Annotated in this window: 23 protein-coding genes and 2 tRNA genes; 14 read left to right on the forward strand and 11 right to left on the reverse strand. The window is 72.3% G+C overall.

The window, feature by feature from the left end:
- Positions 1-90 precede the first annotated feature (90 nt).
- Complete coding sequence (locus tag ACFPYL_RS01865) at positions 91-873, forward strand: VOC family protein (protein WP_379149757.1); 783 nt, start codon at positions 91-93, stop codon at positions 871-873.
- Here ACFPYL_RS01865 and ACFPYL_RS01870 read toward each other — a convergent pair.
- Entirely contained in the window at positions 870-1715 is an 846-nt protein-coding gene (locus tag ACFPYL_RS01870) for a prephenate dehydratase (protein ID WP_379149759.1), read from the reverse strand. The genes ACFPYL_RS01865 and ACFPYL_RS01870 overlap by 4 nt on opposite strands.
- A 65-nt stretch (positions 1716-1780) precedes the next feature.
- On the opposite strand from ACFPYL_RS01870, the gene ACFPYL_RS01875 reads away from it, so the two are divergent.
- Positions 1781-2167 carry a DUF4446 family protein gene (locus ACFPYL_RS01875; protein ID WP_379149761.1) on the forward strand — a complete coding sequence of 129 codons (387 nt, stop codon included), beginning with the start codon at positions 1781-1783 and terminating at the stop codon, positions 2165-2167.
- A gap of 11 nt (positions 2168-2178) precedes the next feature.
- On the opposite strand, the gene ACFPYL_RS01880 is transcribed toward ACFPYL_RS01875, so the two are convergent.
- Complete coding sequence (locus ACFPYL_RS01880; protein ID WP_379149763.1) at positions 2179-3072, reverse strand: MarR family winged helix-turn-helix transcriptional regulator; 894 nt, start codon at positions 3070-3072, stop codon at positions 2179-2181.
- Between the two features lie 106 nt (positions 3073-3178).
- Between ACFPYL_RS01880 and ACFPYL_RS01885 the strand changes: the two genes are divergently transcribed.
- A complete protein-coding gene (locus tag ACFPYL_RS01885) occupies positions 3179-4762 on the forward strand; it encodes an MFS transporter (RefSeq protein WP_379149765.1) in 1584 nt (527 codons plus the stop codon).
- A 21-nt stretch (positions 4763-4783) separates the two neighbouring features.
- Positions 4784-5251, forward strand: coding sequence for a nitroreductase family deazaflavin-dependent oxidoreductase (locus ACFPYL_RS01890; protein ID WP_379149767.1), 468 nt, complete (start codon positions 4784-4786; stop codon positions 5249-5251).
- A gap of 96 nt (positions 5252-5347) precedes the next feature.
- On the opposite strand, the gene ACFPYL_RS01895 is transcribed toward ACFPYL_RS01890, so the two are convergent.
- A complete protein-coding gene (locus tag ACFPYL_RS01895; RefSeq protein ID WP_379149769.1) occupies positions 5348-6919 on the reverse strand; it encodes a diacylglycerol kinase family protein in 1572 nt (523 codons plus the stop codon).
- Between the two features lie 74 nt (positions 6920-6993).
- Here ACFPYL_RS01895 and serS point away from each other — a divergent pair, with 74 nt between their 5' ends.
- From serS to ACFPYL_RS01920, 5 genes are read left to right on the forward strand one after another with little or no spacing between them, the layout of a single operon-like run.
- The gene (gene serS / locus ACFPYL_RS01900; protein ID WP_379149771.1) at positions 6994-8259 is read left to right on the forward strand and encodes a serine--tRNA ligase; all 1266 of its coding nucleotides are present in this window, start codon (positions 6994-6996) and stop codon (positions 8257-8259) included.
- Entirely contained in the window at positions 8252-9079 is an 828-nt protein-coding gene (locus ACFPYL_RS01905; protein WP_379149773.1) for an HAD family hydrolase, read from the forward strand. Before serS ends, ACFPYL_RS01905 begins: the two co-directional genes overlap by 8 nt.
- Positions 9076-9561: a GNAT family N-acetyltransferase gene (locus ACFPYL_RS01910; RefSeq protein WP_379149776.1), complete on the forward strand. Its 486-nt coding sequence runs from the start codon at positions 9076-9078 to the stop codon at positions 9559-9561. Before ACFPYL_RS01905 ends, ACFPYL_RS01910 begins: the two co-directional genes overlap by 4 nt.
- A complete protein-coding gene (locus ACFPYL_RS01915; RefSeq protein WP_379149778.1) occupies positions 9558-10364 on the forward strand; it encodes an HAD family hydrolase in 807 nt (268 codons plus the stop codon). The genes ACFPYL_RS01910 and ACFPYL_RS01915 overlap by 4 nt, the downstream gene beginning before the upstream one ends.
- A gap of 4 nt (positions 10365-10368) precedes the next feature.
- Complete coding sequence (locus ACFPYL_RS01920; RefSeq protein WP_379149780.1) at positions 10369-10944, forward strand: hypothetical protein; 576 nt, start codon at positions 10369-10371, stop codon at positions 10942-10944.
- Between the two features lie 18 nt (positions 10945-10962).
- Here ACFPYL_RS01920 and ACFPYL_RS01925 read toward each other — a convergent pair whose 3' ends face one another.
- Genes ACFPYL_RS01925 through mobA form a run of 4 tightly spaced genes read right to left on the reverse strand, consistent with a single transcriptional unit; the run spans position 10963 to position 13490 of the window.
- On the reverse strand, positions 10963-11535 hold the full coding sequence (locus ACFPYL_RS01925; RefSeq protein WP_379149782.1) for a bacterial proteasome activator family protein: 573 nt from the start codon (positions 11533-11535) through the stop codon (positions 10963-10965).
- 22 nt (positions 11536-11557) lie between these two features.
- The gene (locus ACFPYL_RS01930) at positions 11558-12532 is read right to left on the reverse strand and encodes an NAD(P)H-quinone oxidoreductase (protein WP_379149784.1); all 975 of its coding nucleotides are present in this window, start codon (positions 12530-12532) and stop codon (positions 11558-11560) included.
- A gap of 24 nt (positions 12533-12556) precedes the next feature.
- Positions 12557-12910, reverse strand: a complete 354-nt coding sequence (locus ACFPYL_RS01935) for a DUF6457 domain-containing protein (protein WP_379149786.1) — start codon at positions 12908-12910, stop codon at positions 12557-12559.
- A 19-nt stretch (positions 12911-12929) separates the two neighbouring features.
- Positions 12930-13490 (reverse strand): molybdenum cofactor guanylyltransferase, encoded by a 561-nt coding sequence (gene mobA / locus ACFPYL_RS01940; protein WP_379149788.1) that lies wholly within the window; start codon positions 13488-13490, stop codon positions 12930-12932.
- A gap of 18 nt (positions 13491-13508) precedes the next feature.
- On the opposite strand from mobA, the gene ACFPYL_RS01945 reads away from it, so the two are divergent.
- A complete protein-coding gene (locus tag ACFPYL_RS01945; RefSeq protein ID WP_379149790.1) occupies positions 13509-14273 on the forward strand; it encodes a carbon-nitrogen hydrolase family protein in 765 nt (254 codons plus the stop codon).
- 11 nt (positions 14274-14284) lie between these two features.
- Complete coding sequence (locus ACFPYL_RS01950; RefSeq protein ID WP_379149792.1) at positions 14285-15481, forward strand: hypothetical protein; 1197 nt, start codon at positions 14285-14287, stop codon at positions 15479-15481.
- Here the strand turns inward: ACFPYL_RS01950 and ACFPYL_RS01955 are convergent.
- Positions 15393-16034: a hypothetical protein gene (locus tag ACFPYL_RS01955; RefSeq protein ID WP_379149794.1), complete on the reverse strand. Its 642-nt coding sequence runs from the start codon at positions 16032-16034 to the stop codon at positions 15393-15395. The two genes, ACFPYL_RS01950 and ACFPYL_RS01955, sit on opposite strands and share 89 nt — an antisense overlap.
- A 68-nt stretch (positions 16035-16102) precedes the next feature.
- Here ACFPYL_RS01955 and ACFPYL_RS01960 point away from each other — a divergent pair, with 68 nt between their 5' ends.
- Entirely contained in the window at positions 16103-16336 is a 234-nt protein-coding gene (locus ACFPYL_RS01960; protein WP_379149795.1) for a biotin/lipoyl-binding carrier protein, read from the forward strand.
- A gap of 123 nt (positions 16337-16459) precedes the next feature.
- Here ACFPYL_RS01960 and ACFPYL_RS01965 read toward each other — a convergent pair.
- Positions 16460-16544: transfer RNA gene (locus tag ACFPYL_RS01965), tRNA-Ser, on the reverse strand.
- 53 nt (positions 16545-16597) lie between these two features.
- Positions 16598-16981, reverse strand: a complete 384-nt coding sequence (locus ACFPYL_RS01970) for a hypothetical protein (RefSeq protein WP_379149797.1) — start codon at positions 16979-16981, stop codon at positions 16598-16600.
- Between the two features lie 110 nt (positions 16982-17091).
- On the opposite strand from ACFPYL_RS01970, the gene ACFPYL_RS01975 reads away from it, so the two are divergent.
- Both ACFPYL_RS01975 and ACFPYL_RS01980 read left to right on the forward strand, forming a co-directional pair.
- Positions 17092-17562, forward strand: a complete 471-nt coding sequence (locus tag ACFPYL_RS01975) for a hypothetical protein (protein ID WP_379149799.1) — start codon at positions 17092-17094, stop codon at positions 17560-17562.
- A 66-nt stretch (positions 17563-17628) separates the two neighbouring features.
- A tRNA-Ser gene (locus tag ACFPYL_RS01980) sits at positions 17629-17722 on the forward strand.
- 451 nt (positions 17723-18173) lie between these two features.
- On the opposite strand, the gene ACFPYL_RS01985 is transcribed toward ACFPYL_RS01980, so the two are convergent.
- A complete protein-coding gene (locus ACFPYL_RS01985) occupies positions 18174-19193 on the reverse strand; it encodes a LuxR family transcriptional regulator (protein WP_379149801.1) in 1020 nt (339 codons plus the stop codon).
- Positions 19194-19234: the final 41 nt, after the last annotated feature.

Below are 19234 nucleotides of genomic sequence, written 5' to 3' on the forward strand. Positions count from 1 at the left end.
ACTCGTTCACCCGCGAGACGTTGTCACCGTCGGTGGTCGGGTGTTGTCTGGCGGGTGGGGTCGGTCGAGCACACACGAGGGAGCATCGAGATGCCGAAGTTCGAGACCTACGCACAGGGGACGCCCAGCTACGTCGAGCTGACGACGCCCGACCAGGCCGCGGCCAAGGAGTTCTACGGGCCGCTGTTCGGCTGGGAGCTGGAGGACGTGCCGATGGGCGACGCCGGCTACTACGTCGCCGTGGGCAAGGAGGGCGACTCCGTCGCCGGGATCAGCGGGCCGATGCCCGGGATGGAGGACCACCCCGCCTACTGGGGCGTCTACCTCTCCGTCGATGACGTGGACGCGGCCACGGCGAAGGTCGAGGCGGCGGGTGGCACGGTCGAGGGGCAGCCGTTCGACGTGATGGACCTCGGCCGGATGTCGGTCGTCAAGGACCCGTCCGGCGCCTTCGTCAGCCTCTGGCAGGCCGGCGCGACCATCGGCACGGTCCGCGCCAACGAGCCCGGCACCCCGATCTGGAACGAGCTCATCTCGCCCGACCTCGCCGCCGCGACGGCGTTCTACACCGAGGTGCTCGGCGTCGGGTGGGAGGAGTCGCCGATGGACGGCGGCACGCCGTACACGACCCTCGTCGTCGAGGGCCGACCGGTCGCCGGGGCGATGCCGCCGATGATGGACGGCGTCCGCCCGCACTGGAACGTCTACTTCAACGCCGAGTCGGTCGACGACACCGTCGCCCGGGCGGTCGAGCTGGGTGGCTCGGTCGTGGCGCCGGCGTTCGACGTGCCGGGCGTCGGCCGGATGGCGATCCTGGCCGACCCGCAGGGCGCGATGTTCAACCTGATGGGGGCCTCGGCGGACTCCGACTAGCGGTAGCCGTCGGCGCGGAACGGGTCGGCGGGGTAGACCCCGAGGATCTTCACGTCGGTCGTGAAGAACGCCAGCTCCTCGAGGGCGTTGCGCAGCGGCGTCTCCTCGGGGTGCCCGTCGACCTCGGCGAGGAACTGCGTGGCCGTGAACTCGCCGCCGACCATGTAGCTCTCCAGCTTGGTCATGTTGACGCCGTTGGTCGCGAAGCCGCCGAGCGCCTTGTAGAGGGCGGCCGGCAGGTTGCGGACGTTGAAGATGAAGCTGGTGACGACCGGGCCGTTGTCGGGCGCGGCCTCCACCAGGTCGCGCGAGAGCACCACGAAGCGGGTCGTGTTGTGGTCCTCGTCCTCGACGTCCTTCGCCAGGATCTCCAGCCCGTAGATCCCGGCCGCGAGCGGCGGGGAGATCGCGGCCATGGTCGGGTCGCCGAGCTCGGCGACCTCGCGGGCCGCGCCGGCGGTGTCGCCGGAGATCACGGCGGTGAGGCCGTGCTCGCGGATGATCTTGCGGCACTGACCCAGGGCGTGCACGTGGCTGTGCACCGTCGTGATCCCGTCGATGGTCGCGCCCGGGATCGCCATCAGGTGGAAGCGGATCCGCAGGAAGTGCTCGGCGATGATGTGCAGCCCGGAGTCGGGCAGGAAGTGGTGGATGTCGGCCACCCGGCCGGCGATGGAGTTGTCGATCGGGATCATCGCGAGGTCGGCCTCGTTCGCCTCGACCGCGGCGAAGACGTCCTCGAACGAGGCGCACGGCACCGCCTCCCAGTCGGGGTAGTGCTGCATGCACACCTGGTGGGAGTTGGCGCCGGGTTCGCCCTGGTAGGCGATGCGTCGGGTCACGTCGGTCATGGTCCCACGGGCGGGGCGACCCGATCGGCCACCGTCCGGAACCTAGGCTCGGGGGCGTGGAGATCGTCGCGCTCGTCGTCGCCGTCGTCGCCCTGCTGGTCGCGCTGGTCGCCGTACGCCGAGGCGCCCGGCGGCCCGGCGACGGGCTGGACGCCGTTCCCGAGGACGTGCACGGCCTGCGGCAGGAGGTTGCGGCGCTGCGCCGCGAGGGCAGCGACGCGCTGCGGCACCTGGCGGTCGTGCGCTACGACGCCTTCGGTGACATGGGCGGCCACCTCTCCTGGTCGGTCGCGCTGCTCGACGACGGCGGCGACGGGGTGGTGCTCACCTCGATCCACGGCCGCAGCGACGCGCGCACCTACGCGAAGAGCATCAGTGCCTGGCGCTGCGAGCAGCAGCTCTCGCCCGAGGAGCTCGAGGCGGTCGACCACGCCCGTCCCTGAGGGCAGGGGCGTCAGGGTGCGGTGACGAACCGGACCAGGTAGCCGGTGAGGCGCTTGCGTTCCGCCGCGCTGAGCGGCCCGAGCCGGTCGTCGAGCACGGTGCCGCTGAGCCGGCGCGCCTCGCCGGCGACGTCCGTCGCCGCGGGCAGCAGGTGCAGCACCTGGGTGCGCCGGTCGGTGGCGAGGCGCCTGCGCTCCACCAGGCCGCGGCGCTCGAGGTCGTCGACCATCTGCACGACGCTCGCCCCGCTGACGCCGAGGATGCGGGCGAGCTGGGCCTGCGGGATCGGTCCGGAGGCGTCGAGTGCCGTGAGGCAGCCGACGTGGCGGGGCTCGATGCCGATCGGCTCCAGGATCTCGGCGAACTCGCGGTGCAGCCGGAAGTGGACGCGGGTGATGAGGAACCCGAGGCTGTCGAGCAGGGGTGCCGGGGTGTCGGGGGCGAGCTCGGGCCCGGCGACCCGCACCAGCATCCGACTCAGGTCCTCGCGCTCCTCGAGCGTGAAGCCGGCGGTGATCGCGTCCTCGAGGTCCTCGATGTGTCGGCGCCAGCGCCGCGCCGCCGCCGCGCCCTCCGGCGTGCGGGCGAGGGCGTAGGAGCGCCGGTCGTTCGGGTTGCGCACCCGCGTCACCAGCCCCTGGTCGGACAGGCTGGCGGCGACCTTGACCATCGTGGTGCGGCTGATGCTGATCGACTCCGCGATCGCCTGCTGGCTCCGCTCCGCGCCACCTGCGAGGGCGAGCAGGGCGGCGTACGCGTGCACGTCGACGGTCGGCGGGAGCGCCTCGCTGAGCGCGACGTTGACCCGGGCGGCGGCGCGCCAGAAGAGATGGCCGGGGTGCTCGGCCAGGGCCGGGAGCAGCTCGCGACTGCCGGAGGCGTCGGGCATCCCCATGTGATCCATCTCCTGATCGTTAGGCACTTGACGATCTCACGAACAAGCGTATCGTACTGAGAGTAATCGTTAAGCAGATGATGATTTGCCCCCGAACGAATCAGCAGGTGAGGACATGACCCAGCACGTGACAGAGACCGAACCCGACAAGGGCCGCTGGTGGACGCTGGTCGCGGTGTGCACCGGCGTGTTCATGCTGCTCCTCGACGTGACGATCGTGAACGTCGCGCTCCCCGACATCCAGAGCCAGTTCGACGCCTCGCTGTCGGGCCTCCAGTGGGTCATCGACGCGTACGCGCTCAGCCTGGCGGCCCTGCTGCTCACCGCCGGCTCGCTCGCCGACATCTACGGGCGCCGCAAGGTGTTCGTGATCGGCACGGCGCTCTTCACGATCGGCTCGTTGCTGTGCGGCATCGCCCCGAGCATCGAGTTCCTGGCGATCGCGCGCGCCGGCCAGGGCATCGGCGGGGCCGCGATGTTCGCGACCTCGCTGGCGATCCTCGGCACGACGTACACGGGCAAGGACCGCGGCGTGGCGTTCGGCGCCTTCGGCGCGACGACCGGTGTGGCCGTGGCGATCGGCCCGGTGCTCGGCGGGATCCTGACCAGCGGCCTGTCGTGGCGCTGGATCTTCTTCGTGAACCTGCCGATCTGCCTGGTGGCGATGTTCATCTCGATGACCCGGGTCCAGGAGTCGCGGAACCCGTACGCCGGCCGCCCGGACTGGGTCGGGTTCGCGACCTTCAGCTCGGCGCTCGGCCTGCTCGTCTTCGGGCTCATCGAGGCGGGCAAGGACGGCTGGGGTGACACCACGGTCGTGACCAGCCTGGTCGTCTCCGGCGTGCTGCTGGCCGCCTTCGTGGTCAGCCAGCTGCTGCAGAAGGACCCGATGTTCGACCTGACGCTGCTGAAGAAGCCGACCTTCACCGCGGGTCTCCTGGCGGCGTTCGGCGTCTCGGCGTCGATCTTCTCGCTGCTCACCTACATCGTCATCTACCTCCAGAACGTCCTCGGCTACTCGGCCGTCGAGACCGGCGTCCGGCTGCTCTTCCTCTCCGCGGCGACCTTTGTCGCCTCGGCGGTCACCGGCCGGTTCATGGACCACGTGCCGACGAAGTGGCTGATCGGGCCGGGCTTCCTGGTGCTCGGCGTCGGCCTGCTGCTCGTCATCGGCATCGACCCCGGCTCGAGCTGGACGCACCTCGTCCCCGGCCTGATCGTCTCCGGCGTCGGCGTCGGCATGATCAACCCGCCGCTGGTCTCCACGGCCGTCGGCGTGGTCGCCCCGGCCCGGGCGGGCATGGCGTCCGGCGTGAACTCGACCTTCCGCCAGGTCGGCATCGCGACCGGCATCGCCGCGCTCGGCTCGATCTTCAGCCACCAGGTCGCGGCCGGCCTCCAGGACAAGCTGGCCGGCACGCCGGTCGCGGGTCAGTCCGACCAGATCGCCGACGCGGTCACCGGCGGGCAGGTCGCGCGGGTCATCGAGGCCGCACCCCCCGCCGTACGTCCGACCCTGGTCGACGCGGCGACGTCCAGCTTCGTGGATGCGCTCAACCACATCGGCCTGATCGCCGCGGTGACGGCGTTCGCCGTGGGTGCGCTCTGCCTGGTGCTGATCCGGCAGCGGGACTTCCACGTGCACGGTGCCCCGGCCCCGGTGGCCGAGGAGCCGCAGGAAGTGCCCACCTCGGCCTGAGTGGACCGCTATCGTCCGGCCATGAACCCGATGCGGTCGATGGCGGTCAAGCTCGGCGCCCAGCCCTGGCTGCCGCGCTACTCGCGCCTCATCGTCGGCACCGACAAGTTCCTCCAGCGGATCTCGTGGGGGCGGGTCACGATCATGATGGCGACCGGCCTCCACGAGCTGGTGCTCCAGGTGCCCGGCCGCAAGACCGGGATCCTGCGCTCGACGCCGCTGCTCACCGTCCCGCACGGCGAGGGGTGGTTGATCGTCGGCTCCAACTGGGGCGCGCAGGACCCGCCCGCCTGGGCGAGCAACCTGCGCGCTGCCGAGGAGCCGCTGGTGACCTACAAGGGGCGCACCATGGCCGTCGACGCCCGCGAGCTCTCCGGCCCGGAGCGCGACGAGAAGTGGGCGGTCGCCGTCGCCGGCTGGCCCAACTACGCCCGGTACGCCGAGCGCACCGAGCGCGAGCTGCCGCTCTTCTGGCTCACGCCCCGCTAGCGGTGAGTTTCGTCGGCCGGCCGACGAAACTCATGCTGGGACGACAAAACTTCGTCGTCCAGGCGGGAGAAACGTCGGCCGGCCGACAAAACTCCCTCAGCGAGGCACCCGCACCAGCAGCCGCCCGTGCACGCAGGTGAGGTGCAGCTCGCGGCCGGGGCCGATGGAGTCGCCGTCGAGCTGGCGCGGGGTGTCGGAGGCGGCCCGGATCACGACGGTGCGGCCGGTGGTCCGGTTGACCAGCTCGTCGGTGCGGGGCCGGCGGGCGAGCACCCGGTAGGCGAGCGGGATCCAGGACAGGAACTTGCGCGGGTGCAGCATCACGACGTCGAGCACGCCGTCGTCGATGGCGGCGTCGGGCAGCAGCGGCATGCCGGCCTGGAGGAAGCCGACGTTGCCGACCACGATCGTGCGGGCCCGGTGCTTGGTGAACTCGCCGCCGTCGACGGAGACCTCGACCCGCACGGCCGGGAACATCAGTGACTTCAGGGCGGACAGCACGTAGGCCAGCCAGCCGACCCGCTTCTTGATGTCCTCGTTGACGCCCTCCATGATCGCGGCGTCGAAGCCCATGCCGGCCATCACCATGAAGTGCGTGTCCTCGAAGCCGTCACCGGAGACCTCGACCAGGTCGATCGCCCGGTCCTGGCCGGTGAGGGCGACGTCGATCGCCGCGCGCAGGTAGAGCGGGATGTCGAGGTTGCGGGCCAGCAGGTTGCCGGTGCCGGCCGGGATGATCCCGACCGGGATGCCGGTGCCGGCGAGCTCGGCGCAGACCTCGCGGACCGTGCCGTCGCCACCGCAGACCAGCACCAGGTCGGCGCCGGCCACCGAGGCGGCGGCCGCCATCCCGGTGCCCGGGTCCTCGACGGTCGTGTAGTGCCACGACGGGGTCGACCAGCCGGTCTCGGCCGCCATCGCGCTCACGACCGCCTTGAACTGGTCGACGTCCTCGACCTTGATCGGGTTGAGCACCACGGCCAGCTGCCGCTCGGAGACGAACACCTCGGGCAGCGGCTCCACGCTGGCGGAGTGGCTGCGCGGGAGCGGGTTGTAGACGGCGATCCCGAGCAGCAGGACACCCAGGCCGAGCAGGACGCCGCCGACGACGTCGGAGGGGTAGTGGCGCCCGAGAAGGACCCGGTCCAGGCAGACCACGACGACCATCACGACCACGCCGGCGTACGCGAGCCGGCGCACGCTCTTGCGTCGCACCAGCATCGAGACCAGGACGACGATGATGCCGCCGAGAGCGGTCGCCGCGGACGCGTGCCCGGACGGGAAGGCGTTGCTGCTGAGCAGTGCGTCGGCGTTCTGCCACGACGGCCGGTCCCGGTCGACGACGAGCTTGAGCAGCGTGGTCAGCAGTGGCGTCACGATCATCACGCCCGCGGTGAAGAAGGCCGCGCGGTGGTAGCGGCGCAGCAGCAGCGCGACGAGCACCACGGTGTAGACCGTCATCGCGACCGTGCCGAACGCGATCTCGACGACCCGGAGCACGTCGTGCAGCCAGGAGACGTCGGTCGCCCAATCCCGCGACGACTGGCCTCGGTTGTCGATGTCGACCAGCCACTCGGCCTCGTCGACGACCGCGAGCGTCAGCAGCCCGAGCAGCACGAAGCAGAGCGCTGCCCAGCTCAGGACGATGGCGCGGGGGCGGTCGAGCACGCCCCGAAGTATGCCGTCCCCAGCCCAGGAGATCTCCCGCGCGCCCCCGGGCACCCGCCGGATAGCCTGACGACATGATCGACCCGCGCATCCTCCGAGACGACCCCGACCGCGTCCGTGCCGCCCAGGCCAAGCGTGGTCTCTCCGACGAGGTCGTGGACCGCGCGCTGGCCGCCGACACCGCGCGGCGGCAGGCGATCGTCGAGTTCGAGGCCAAGCGGGGCGAGCAGAAGCAGCTCGGCAAGCTGATCCCGCAGGCGCAGGGCGACGAGAAGCAGGCGCTGCTCGCCCAGACCAAGACGCTGGCCGCCGAGGTGAAGGCCGCGGAGGCAGCGCAGAACGCCGCCGAGGAGGCGTGGCAGTCGGCGGTGATGGCGATCCCGGCGCTGGCGGCCGACGAGGCGCCCGCGGGCGGCGAGGACGACTTCAGGCTGATCGAGCGGGTCGGGACGCCGGTCGAGTTCGACTTCGAGCCGCGCGACCACATCGAGCTCGGCAAGATCCTCGGCGCCATCGACATCGAGCGCGGCGCGAAGGTGTCGGGCTCGCGTTTCTACTTCCTCACCGGCGTCGGCGCGGAGCTCGAGTTCGCGCTGGTCAACCTCGCCAACGAGACGGCCCGCGAGCACGGCTTCACCCAGGTGATCGCGCCGTCGATGGTCAAGCCGCGGGCGATGGAGGGCACCGGCTTCCTCGGCCAGGCCGCCGACGACGTCTACCGGATCGAGGGTCAGGACATGTACCTCGTCGGGACCTCGGAGGTCCCGATGGCGGCCTACCACTCCGACGAGATCCTCGACGGCGGTGCGCTGCCACTCCGGTACGCCGCGTTCAGCCCCTGCTTCCGCAAGGAGGCCGGCTCGCACGGCAAGGACACCAAGGGCATCATCCGGGTGCACTGGTTCGACAAGGTCGAGATGTTCGTCTACACGACGCTCGAGGAGTCGTACGCCGAGCACCAGCGGCTGCTCGCCATCGAGAAGGCGTTCCTGGACAAGCTCGAGCTCGCCTACCAGGTCATCGACACCGCGGCCGGCGACCTCGGACTCTCGGCGACCCGGAAGTTCGACTGCGAGGCGTGGATCCCCACCCAGGGCAAGTACCGCGAGCTCACCTCGACCTCCAACTGCCTCGACTTCCAGGCCCGGCGCCTGGACATCCGGGGCCGCTTCGACGGGGGCATCGAGCCGGTCGCGACCCTCAACGGCACGCTCTGCGCCTCGACGCGCACGATCGTCGCGATCCTCGAGACGCACCAGCAGGCGGACGGGTCGGTGCGGGTGCCGAAGGCGCTGCAGAAGTGGCTCGGGCGCGAGGTCCTGGAGCCCATCGGTGGCTGAGTCCTGGCGGCCCGCCCTGGTCGCCCTCGACATCGACGGCACGATCCTCAAGTGGGTCGAGGGCGCCGGCATGACCCACGAGGAGGTCGCCCCGGCGGTCAAGGCCGCCGTACGCCGCGCGCTCGACGCCGGTGCGCACGTGGTCCTGGCCAGCGGCCGGTCGCCGCACGGCATGACTCGGGTCGCCGACCTGCTCGACCTGCACGACGAGGGCGCCGAGCGGCTGTGGATCGTGGCGTCCAACGGTGCTGTGGTCTTCCGCTACCCGCCGATCGAGGTCGTGCACGAGGAGAAGTTCGACGCCCGCCCTGCGGTCGAGGCGATCCTGGCCCGGCAGCCCACGGCCATCGTCGCCGTGGAGGAGCGCGGGGTGGGCTACCGGGTGAGCCGGGCGTTTCCCGAGGGGGAGCTCTCCGGCGACATGATCGTCACCGAGATCGAGGACCTGCTCGCCGCCGAGGTGAGCCGCGTGATCATCCGTGACCCCGAGGCGACGGCCGACGAGTTCGTCGCGCTCGCCGACGAGCTGGGCCTGCACGGCACCAACTACGTCGTCGGCTGGACGGCCTGGCTCGACCTCGCGCCCGTCGGTGTCTCCAAGGCGTCCGGGCTCGACCACGTCGCCCGGGCGCTCGGCATCGACGCCGCCGACGCCCTCGCTGTCGGCGACGGCCGCAACGACCTCGAGATGTTCGAGTGGGCCGGTCGTTCGGTCGCCATGGGCCAGGCCATCCAAGAGGTCATCGACGCGGCCGACGACGTCACCGGCAGCGTCTACGAGGACGGCCTGGCCACCGAGCTCGACCGGTGGTTCCGGTGACGCTGCCCCAGGTCGTCACCAGCGAGCGGCTCACCCTGCCGGTGTGGACCCCCGACGAGGCCGCGGACATCCGCGCCGGTCGTGGTCGGGACGGGTGGCACCGCGACTACCCGCGCCAGGACGACCGCGACGCGGCGACCATGTACCAGCCCGACGACCCCTGGGCGCCGCGCCACATCGTCCGGGGTACGACGGCGCTCGGCTCGATCGGGTTCTTCGGCCCGCCCGAGGACGCGCCCGACGGCGTGCCCGAGGTCGAGGTGGGCTACGGGCTCGTCGACGAGGCGCACGGCTACGGCTTCGCGACCGAGGCGCTGAAGGCGCTCCTCGCCGAGACGGACGCCGCCGGCGTACGCGTGCGGGCCAGCGTCGAGCCGAGCAACAAGGCCAGCATCCGGGTGCTCGCCAAGTGCGGCTTCACCGACCTCCGCGGCGCCAACGAGGACGGCGAGCTCGTGATGGCCCGCCCTCTGCCGGTGTGACGACGCCGAGGCTGGTCGCCACCGACCTCGACGGCACCCTGGTCCGCTCGGACGGCTCCATCTCGCCGTACACCGCCGGGGTGCTCGCCGCGGTCGAGGACCTGGGCGTCCCCGTCGTCTTCGTGACCGGCCGTCCGCTCCGGTGGACCGAGGTGGTCTTCGAGCACGTCGGCTCCCACGGCCTCGCGATCGTCTCGAACGGCGCGCTGGTCTGGGACGTCGCCCGGCACGAGCCGCGCACGGTCCGGACCATGGACGCCGCGACCGCGGTCGCGGTCTCGGAGGAGCTCCGGGCCGCGGTGCCCGGCACGGCGTTCGCAGTCGAGTCGCTCGACGGCATCGACCTGGAGCCCGGGTTCATGGAGCGGGCGAAGCTGCCGGCCGGCGTACGGCGGGCTCCGGTCGCCGAGCTGTTCGACCGGCCGGCCCTGAAGCTGCTGGCGCGGCACGAGGAGCTCGACCCGGAGGAGTTCTGGGCCCTGGCGGAGGACGTCGTGCAGGGCCGGCTGGTGATCACCTGGTCGTCGTCGACCGCGCTGCTGGAGATCAGCGCGCCCGAGGTGACGAAGGCGTCGACGCTGGCTCAGGTCGCCGCCGGCCTCGGCGTGGACGCGGCCGACGTGATCGCCTTCGGCGACATGCCCAACGACCTCCCGATGCTGACCTGGGCGGGCACGTCGTACGCGATGGCGGACGCGCACCCGAGCGTCGTGGCCGCCGCCGACCACCTGGCTCCCGGGCACGACGAGGACGGCGTGGCCCAGGTGCTGGCTGGTGTCTTCGACCTCGGGTCTGTTGAATAGCGCAGTGATCCGACGCCTCCTCGCCGTCCTGCTGCTCGCCCCCGCGGGCGTGGTGGCGCTGGCCGCGCCGTCGCAGGCGTGCCCGGCGAGCGCGCCGCTCACGCTCGAGCAGCGCACCATGGGCGCCGACGACGTCTTCACCGGCGTCATCTCCGACAAGTCGGTCGCGGGCAACACCGCCACCTTCACCGTCGACGTCGACCGGATCTACAAGGGCGAGGCGATCACGGACGCGCAGGCCGCGGTCACGACCGACATCCGCACCCGCGCCTGTGGCCTGCCGGACCTCGTCGTCGGCGACCCGTACGTCTTCTTCGCCACCGGCGGCGCCGACGGCGCGCTCACGATCGCCCAGGGTGGCGGCACCGCGCCCGCCAGCGACGTCTACATCGGCCGCGTCGAGAAGCTGCTCGGCGACGGCCGCCCTGCCGTGGCCCCGGAACCGGCCACCGCGACGTTCACGACGGTCGCCGACGCGCCCGCTGACATGCAGCGGCTGGCCGCCCCCGGCGCCGCCCTGGTCATCATCGGCGTGCTCGGCCTCGTGTTCGTGGCCTGGCGCGGCCGCCGTCGGGCGTAGCCCCCGACCCGCCGTCCCTCAGAGGTACATGCCGCCCGAGTCACCCGGGGCGGCGGTGCCGCCCTCGGGCGCCCCGGGGCCGGGCTGGCTGCCGGCACCGGGGGGCAGGCCGCGGCGCATCTGCTCGAACTGCGCGCGCGCCGCCATCTGCTGGGCGTAGATCGCGGTCTGGATGCCGTGGAAGAGGCCCTCGAGCCAGCCGACGAGCTGGGCCTGGGCGATCCGCAGCTCCGCGTCGGTGGGAACGGCGTCGTCGGTGAACGGCAGCGACAACCGCTCCAGCTCCTCGACGAGCTCGGGCGCGAGCCCGGTCTCGAGCTCCTTGATCGAGGCGGCGTGGATCTCCTTGAGCCGGATCCGGCTGGCCTCGTCGAGCGGCGCGGAGCGCACCTCCTCGAGCAGCTGGCGGATCATCCCGCCGATCCGCATCACCTTGGCCGGCTGCTCGACCAGGTCGGTGATCCCGTCCGAGTCGGCGTCGTCGGGCTCGGGCACGACCGACACCGCGGAGGCGGGTACGGCGACGGGCTGGCCGTCCGGGCCGATGACGACGACCTGCTGCTCGGGCTGCTCCTGCTCGGACTCGCTCATGGGTCCACCGTATCCGGGGCCCTCAGACGGTGAGCAGGATCTTCCCGCTGTGGTCGCCGGACTCCATGTAGGCGTGCGCGGCGCCCGCCTCGGCGAGCGGGAAGGACCGCCCGACGATCGGCTGCACGAGCCCCTCGGCGACCAGCGGCCAGACGTGCTGGACGACGGAGGCGCAGATGGCCGACTTCTCCTCGACGGGACGCCCGCGCAGGTTGGTCGCGATCACCGCGCCGCGCTTGCGCAGCAGCTTGTTGATGTCGAGCTCGGCCTTGGTGCCGCCCTGCATGCCGATGATCACGAGCCGGCCCTGGGTGCGCAGCGCGTCGATGTTGCGGTCGAGGTACTTCGCGCCCATGTTGTCGAGGATGACGTCGACGCCGCCGTCGGTCTGCTCGGCCACGACCTCGACGAAGTCCTGGTCGCGGTAGTTGATCGCGACGTCCGCCCCCAGCGCCGTGCACGCCGCGAGCTTGTCGGCGCTCCCCGCGGTGGTCACCACCCGCGAGCCGAGCTGGTGCGCGAGCTGGATCGCGAACGACCCGATCCCGCCGGCGCCGCCGTGCACGAGCAGCGTCTCCTGGGGCTGCAGCCCGGCGACCATGAACACGTTGGACCACACCGTCGCCGCGACCTCCGGGATCGCGGCCGCGGTGACCAGGTCGACGCCGTCGGGGACCGGCATCAGCTGCCCGGCCGGTACGGCGACGCGCTCGGCGTACCCGCCCCCGGCCAGCAGCGCGCACGCCTGGTCGCCCACGGACCAGCCGGTGACGTCGGGCCCGACCGCCGCGACGGTGCCGCTGCACTCCATCCCGATGACGTCGGACGCGCCCGGCGGCGGTGGGTAGAAGCCCTGCCGCTGGAGCAGGTCGGCGCGGTTCAGCCCGGCGGCCGCCACGTCGAGCAGCACCTCGCCGGGTCCGATCTCGGGGTCGGCGATCTCGGTGACGGTCAGGACCTCGGGGCCACCGGGCTCGGTGGCGATGACGGCGCGCATGCCGCCCAGCCTAGGGACCGGGCCTCACTCGTCCTCGTCGTCCCCGTCGTCCTCGTCGTCAACCGCCACGTCGCCGGTGTGGTCGACGGCGCGGTCGTCGGGGATCTCGTCGTTGATGTCGTCCGGGTCGGGCGCGCCCGCCGGGCGGTCCCAGCTCTCCGCGAGCCGCTGCGCCCGGGCGGCCAACGCCTCGACCTCGTCGGGGTCGGCGTCCTGGACACCCGCGGCGTACCCGAGGAGGTACGTCGTGATCGGGGCCGCCGGCCGTGCCACGTTGTGCGCGGCCACGCGCGCGAGGTCCAGCACCAGGCCTTCGTCGACCTCCGTGTCGAGGTCGAGGACGTCGCACAGCTCGTCGATCCAGTCGTGCAGGTTCACGGGGTCCACATTCGCCCGATCACGGCGCCTCTCGCAACCCCCGCAGGTCCGCCCAGCTGTCGACGTCGCGACCCTCGTCCCCGTCGGACGGCACCAGGGCGAGGTCGAGGTCGGCCAGCAGTACTCGCAGGGCCATGCCGTGCTGCGCCTCGTGGTCGGGTCGTACGCCGTCCAGGCGGTCGAGCGCGACGACGCCGGCGAGCTGACGACGGCCGTCGCCGTCGGTGAGGAACGCGCCGTCGTGGCCGACCGCGGCGTCGCGCAGCCGGCGGAAGGTCCAGGCGCTGACCCGGGGCATGTCGACGGCGAGGAGGCCGAGGGTCGTGGGGGTGCGGAGCAGGGCGTCGCGCCCCGTGAGCAGCGCGGCGACCGGGCCGCCGTACCGCGGGCTCTCGCGGACGAACGTCACCGGCCGCGTGGTCGGCACCGGGTCCCCGACGACGACCACCTCGTCCGCGTCGGTCAGTGCGTCGAGCGCGTGCTCGAGCAGGGTCCGGCCGTCGAGCTCGATCGAGGCCTTGTCCGAGCCACCGAGCCGCGAGGCACGACCTCCGGCCAGCACGATCACGGCGAAGGGCATGTGTGGCAGTCTCGCACCGTGGCCCAGCTCCGCGTCGCCCTCGTCCAGCACGCCTCCGGTCTCGAGCCGGAGGCCAACCGGGGCCTGCTCGACGACCTCGCGCCGCAGGACGCCGACCTGGTCGTCTTCCCCGAGGCCTTCGCCCGCGACTTCGGCGAGGCCGGCTCCGACGTGAGCGCGTACGCCGAGCCGCTGGACGGACCGTTCGCGACCGAGGTCGCCCGGGTGGCGGACGAGCGCGGCGCCACCGTCGTCGCGGGGATGTTCGAGCCGGGCGAGGAGCCGGACCGCCCCTTCAACACGCTGGTGGCGCGCGGCGCCGTGGAGGCGTCGTACCGCAAGATCCACCTCTACGACTCCTTCGGCTACCGCGAGTCCGACCGGCTCTCGGCGGGGCCGCTGGCGCCCGTCGTGTTCGACCTCGGGGGCTTCGGCGTCGGCCTGATGACCTGCTACGACCTGCGCTTCCCCGAGCTGGCGCGGGCCCTGGTGGACGCCGGCGCCGAGGTGCTGGTCATCCCGGCGGCCTGGGTCGCGGGCCCGCACAAGGTCGACCACTGGCGCACCCTGGTGCGTGCCCGGGCGATCGAGAACACCGCGTTCGTGGTGGCCGTCGGCCAGCCCGGCCCGCGCTACACCGGACACTCGCTCGTCGTCGACCCGCTCGGCGAGGTGCTCGCCGAGGGCGGCGACGGACCCGAGGTCCTCACCGCTGTGCTGGAGCACACGGTCCTGGAGCGGGCCCGCAGGACCAACCCCTCCCTGGCCAACCGGCGTCTGTAACCTTCCTCCCCGTGTCCAGGTCCGCCCCCCGTCGTCGCGCCGAGCCGGCGCCGCGGCGGCAGCGCCGGGCCGCCAAGCCGCCGAAGCCCCCCAAGGCACCGAAGGCGGCGAAGCCGCGCAAGGTCGCGCCGACACCGCCCGCGACCCCGGTCGAGACCCCGCCCGAGTCGCCGGCCGTCGTACCCGCCGCACCGCCCACCGAGGGCGCCGAGCGCCTGCTCAGCGGCCGGGAGCGGTTCGCCCGGTCGCGGTGGCCGTTCGTCCTCTGGTGCGTGGTCGTCCTGGCCGGGCTGGTGGCGCTGATCGGCTGCCTGCTCGAGGTCGGCCCCGGCTGGGCCTGCGGGGCGGGCGCGGTCACGGTGGCCACGGCGTACTCCTGGGCGCTCGCGGTCCGCACCGGTGGCCGCCCGCTCGTCGTCGGCGGGCTCGCCCTCGTGCTCGGCCTGGTCGCCGTCCTGAGCGACGACGACGCGCTGCGCACCGGCGCCGCGGTGCTCACCTGCGTGGTGTCGGCGGTCTTCGCCGTGATGGCGACCGTCCCGGCCGTCCGCTTCGTCTCGGCGGTGCGCGAGGTCGTCGTCGCCCTGGTCCTGGCGTCCGTCGGCGCCCTCGCGGTGGTCGGGTTCGAGCCCGTCGTCCAGGTCGCCCGCTTCGAGTACGTCACGCTCGGCCTGGCCCTGCTCGGCGTCTTCGCGCTGGTCTACCGCCTCGGTGCGGGCCTGCACGGCCTGGGCCGGCGCGGCATCGTCATCGTCCTCATCGGCACCGGGGTCCTCGCACTGACGCTCGCGTACGCCGAGCTGCTGCGGCGCTACGGCACCCCCGGCCTGGTCAGCAGCCTGCTCGACGTCGTCGTCTGGTCGCGCGACCACCTGGGCGCCTTCCCCCGACCCCTGGAGACCGTCCTCGGCATCCCTGCGCTCGCCTGGGGCGTGCACATGCGTGCCCGTCGCCGGCAGGCCTGGTGGGTGTGCGCGTTCGGCGTCGCCGCGACCACGCCGGTCGCCAACGCCCTGGTCAACCCGGCGGTCACGCTCACCGAGAGCGTCCTGGCGGTGACCTACGGCGCAGTCGTCGGGCTGGTCATCGGGTTCGTGGTGATCCGGCTCGACCTGGCCTTCACCGGGCCACGCGGACGTCGCGGTCGACGGGCCGAGGAGGCCACGGCGCTGCGTCCGGAGCCGCGGCGTACCCGCGCGCTCCTCTGAGCGGACCCTGCCGCAGGTCGAGGTCGGCCGCGAAGACCGGCACCTCGCCGTGCAGGTCCGTGATGGGCACCCCGAGCTCGCCGCTCAGGGTCACCTCGACGTCGGGCGCGGGGACGACCACGATGCCGACGGCGCCGACGTGGGCGACCACGACCTGGTCGGGGTGGTACGCCGGCGCCCGTTCGCCGATCTCTCCGGCGACGATGCTGGTGACCCCGCGGCTGCGGCACCGCTCGAGACGGCGGCCGGAGAAGCGCGGTCCGAGCACCTGGGTCGCCGGCGTGAGCCCGAGCCGGATCCCGGCGGTCCAGGGGTGCAGGACCGGCAGCCGGGTCGAGACGGGCGCGTCGTCGTGGCGGTGGTAGGTCTCCAGCCCGGCCTCGCGCATCTTGCGCCACCACGCCTGCTGGTGGCGTCCGGTGGTGACGCCGCACCCGACGTACACGTCGGCGTCGAGGCGCACCACGGCGTCGAGGTCCTCGCACACGTAGGGCTGCGGGAGGTCCGCGTCGCCGAGGGTGGCGATCGCGATGCGGATGCGGAGGGTGGTCATGCTCCCGAGGAGCCGGGCGCGTACGCCCTGATACCGGCGTACGGATCGGTAACGGCTAGGTTCGCAGCATGGCGCGTGAACAGGTGACCGAGATCGTCGCGGAGATGGTGGCCAACGTGCTGACGGTCGCGGTCTCGCCCGGCGACCCGGTGGTCGCCGGCGACACCGTGGTGCTGCTCGAGTCGATGAAGATGGAGATCCCGGTCCTGGTCGAGGCGCCGGGCACCGTGCGCGCCATCAAGGTCGCGCCGGGCGACGTCGTCCAGGAGGGCGACGTGCTCGTCGAGGTCGTCGCGGGCTGACTGTTCCTCGTCAGCTCACCGGGTCTCGGTACGCCGGTCGCGCCCTCGTTCCTCGGGCGCGCGGCTCCTCGACCTGGCTGCTGTTTCCCAGCCTTCGCAGGCTCAGGCTGGGGCAGCTCAGCGCAGAGGGGGCGGGATTCGAACCCGCGGTAGGTCTCCCTACGACCGCTTTCAAGGCGGTTCCGATCGGCCGCTCCGGCACCCCTCCTCGCGCACGGGCCGGAGCCCGCGCACGGCAGCAGTGTAGAGGCGGGGCGGCGACTACTCGGAGCCGCCGAGCTCCAGCTCGACCTCGTCGTAGGCGAGGTCGTGGAGCCGCTGCGCGTGGTGGCCGACGTCGACGAGCAGGCGCTGGACGTCGAGGTGCACCGCGTCGGGGTCCGGGTGCTCGAGGACCCGGGAGCCGAGCGATCCCACCCGGGCGAGGAGGGCGTTGCGCTCGCGCAGCATCCCGCCCTGGCGGGCCACGGTCCACCCGTCGGCCCCGTTGCCGGCCTCGGCGACCAGTGCGTCGCGGACGGTGGCCATCTGCTGGCGGACCCGCCAGCGCCACTGGCCGACGGAGACCCCCGGGGCGCCGTAGGCGTCCACGGCCAGGCTCAGGCTCTGCATCGCGGCCGGCAGCCCGGTGTCGGTGACGGTCATGGCAGCCTCCCGGTGGCCCGGAGGAGTGAGGGACTTCGAGTGTCGCCCCGGCATCCGGCTCACGACAACCCGCTGTGGGCCACCAATCCGGTGTCTTGTTCAATCAGTGCATGCCCGATGTGTCCGCCGAGGTCTCGCAGTACCGGTTCGCGCCGGCGGTCGCCGCCCGGATCGTCGGCGGGCTGCTGGTCGTGCTCGCCGTGCTGCTGGCCGTGCTGACCCTGGTCGTCGCGCTGGCGGGCCTGTCCGTCCTGGTGCTGCTGGTCGCCGCCGTGGTCGGGGTCGCCGCGGTCTTCGTCGCCGGACACCTGGTGACCCGGCGGATCCCGGTGGTGCGGATGGACGCCACGGGCTACCGGGTCCGGATGGTCCGCGGCGCGGGGGCGCACGAGGCCTCCTGGCCCGAGGTCCAGGAGGCGGTCACCGCGACGCCCCAGGGGCTGCCGGTCGTCGTCATCCGACTGACGGACGGCCGCACGAGCACCATCCCGGTCACCCTGCTCGACGTGGACCGCGAGCAGTTCGCGCGCGACCTCCAGGCACACCTCCGCAAGGGCCAGGGTCTGCGGCCGCTCACCTGACCCTGCCCGTGGTGGGCCCTGATTCGGCAGCCGCGACCGCGTGCTTGTAGCCTGTCCTGGCTGTCGGGAGGCGTCGCCTAGTCCGGTCTATGGCGCCCGCCTGCTAAGCGGGTTTGGGGCTACAACCCCATCGAGGGTTCAAATCCCTCCGCCTCCGCCAGTGATCCGGCCCCCTGCACGCTGCGCGTGTCGGGGGCCGGAGCCGATTTCAGGCGTATGGTTCAGTGCATTTCCCTGCAGATTGCAGGATGTTGCAATGCAGATTTCTGAGGCACGGTTTGGGTGAGAGAGCCCTCGTCCATCGCCCACACTTGTGTCACCGGGCCAACCGTGGGGTCCGACAAAGTCAGAGGTGAACGAAATGAAGCTTGCGCGCAAGGTCGCAGTCGTGGTCGCCACCGCGACTCTCAGCATTGGTCTGGTCGGCATCTCCGCTCCGGCGAACGCCGACATCAGCTGGAACTTCTCGGTCCGCCGCTGAGCGGCCTGAGGGTCGAGGCGGGAGCCGATCAAACCCCCCCACCGATCGGGCTCCGTGGCTCTCCCCCAGAGCCGCCTCACATGATTGAGGGCAGTTGGTCTCGACCAACTGCCCTCAATCAATTTCGGTCTCAGGCGTCGCGGTCGGGGTCCCTGCTGGCGGCGCCACCGGACGCGACGTCCAGCCGTCCGAGCGAGTAGCCGAGCTGGAAGCGGGTCTCCGCGTCGAACTCGTCCTTGAGGTCGGCGACGTAGCCGGCGTAGGTCCGCGGGCTCACGCCGAGCCGCTTGGCCGAGACCGGGTCGGAGTGGCCCTCGACCAGCATCCGCATGGTCATCGCCCGCTGCTCGTCGGCGATGTGCTTGACGACCGACGCCTCCTGGCTCGTGAACGGTCTAGCCCGTTCCCAGGAGCGCATGAACACGTCGACCAGGTAGGCGACGACCGTGGGCTCGCTGATCGCCAGCGCGACGGACAGCTCGTCCGGAGAGGGGATGATCGCGATCCGGCGGTCGACCACGATCATCCGGTTGAAGAACTCGTCCTGGGTCCGGACCTCGGCGCCCAGCGGCGTCACCGCGGCGACGTACTCTCGCGTCGGCGTGCTGCGGCGGGCGCTGTGCTGGTAGAGCGTGAGGATGCGGACGCCCCGCTCGAGGAGGCTCCGCTCGGTCCCCACGACGTCCTCGTCCACCCCGGCCCCGCGGCCGCTCTGTGGTTGCGCGGTGAGGATCTCTTCCTCGGCCTCGGGCGCCACGGACTGGATGAACGATCCGATGTCTCCGCCGCGCAGGTAGCGGAACGGGCCCTTCTCCGAGGCCTCGGGTGCCCTGCGCCACGCCTGGTTCACCACGCTGAGCGCCTCGCTCCAGCGCAGCGACTCCTGCAGGAGATGCGCGCCCTGCTGGCTCAGCGGTGCCACGACCCGGGTGTTGACCAACCCCGGGTCCTCGGCGACCCAGGACTCCTGGTCGGCGTCGAGGCGGACCAGGCCCAGGTCGACGAGCTGCTCGAAGGCTGCGTGGAGCTCACCCCCGGCGACGATCCGCGGATCGCCGGCGACGATGCCACCGGACGCGAGGATCTCTTCGTAGAGCTGCGTGCCCGCAGCCTCGAAGAGCGCGCGCCCTTCAGCGTCGGGTGTCCCCACATCCCCTCCTGGTCGTCCCCCTTGCCGTCCCCGTGGCCCGA

It is taken from the genome of Nocardioides hankookensis (assembly GCF_042658885.1).
In the GTDB taxonomy this organism is placed as follows: Bacteria; Actinomycetota; Actinomycetes; order Propionibacteriales; family Nocardioidaceae; genus Nocardioides; species Nocardioides hankookensis.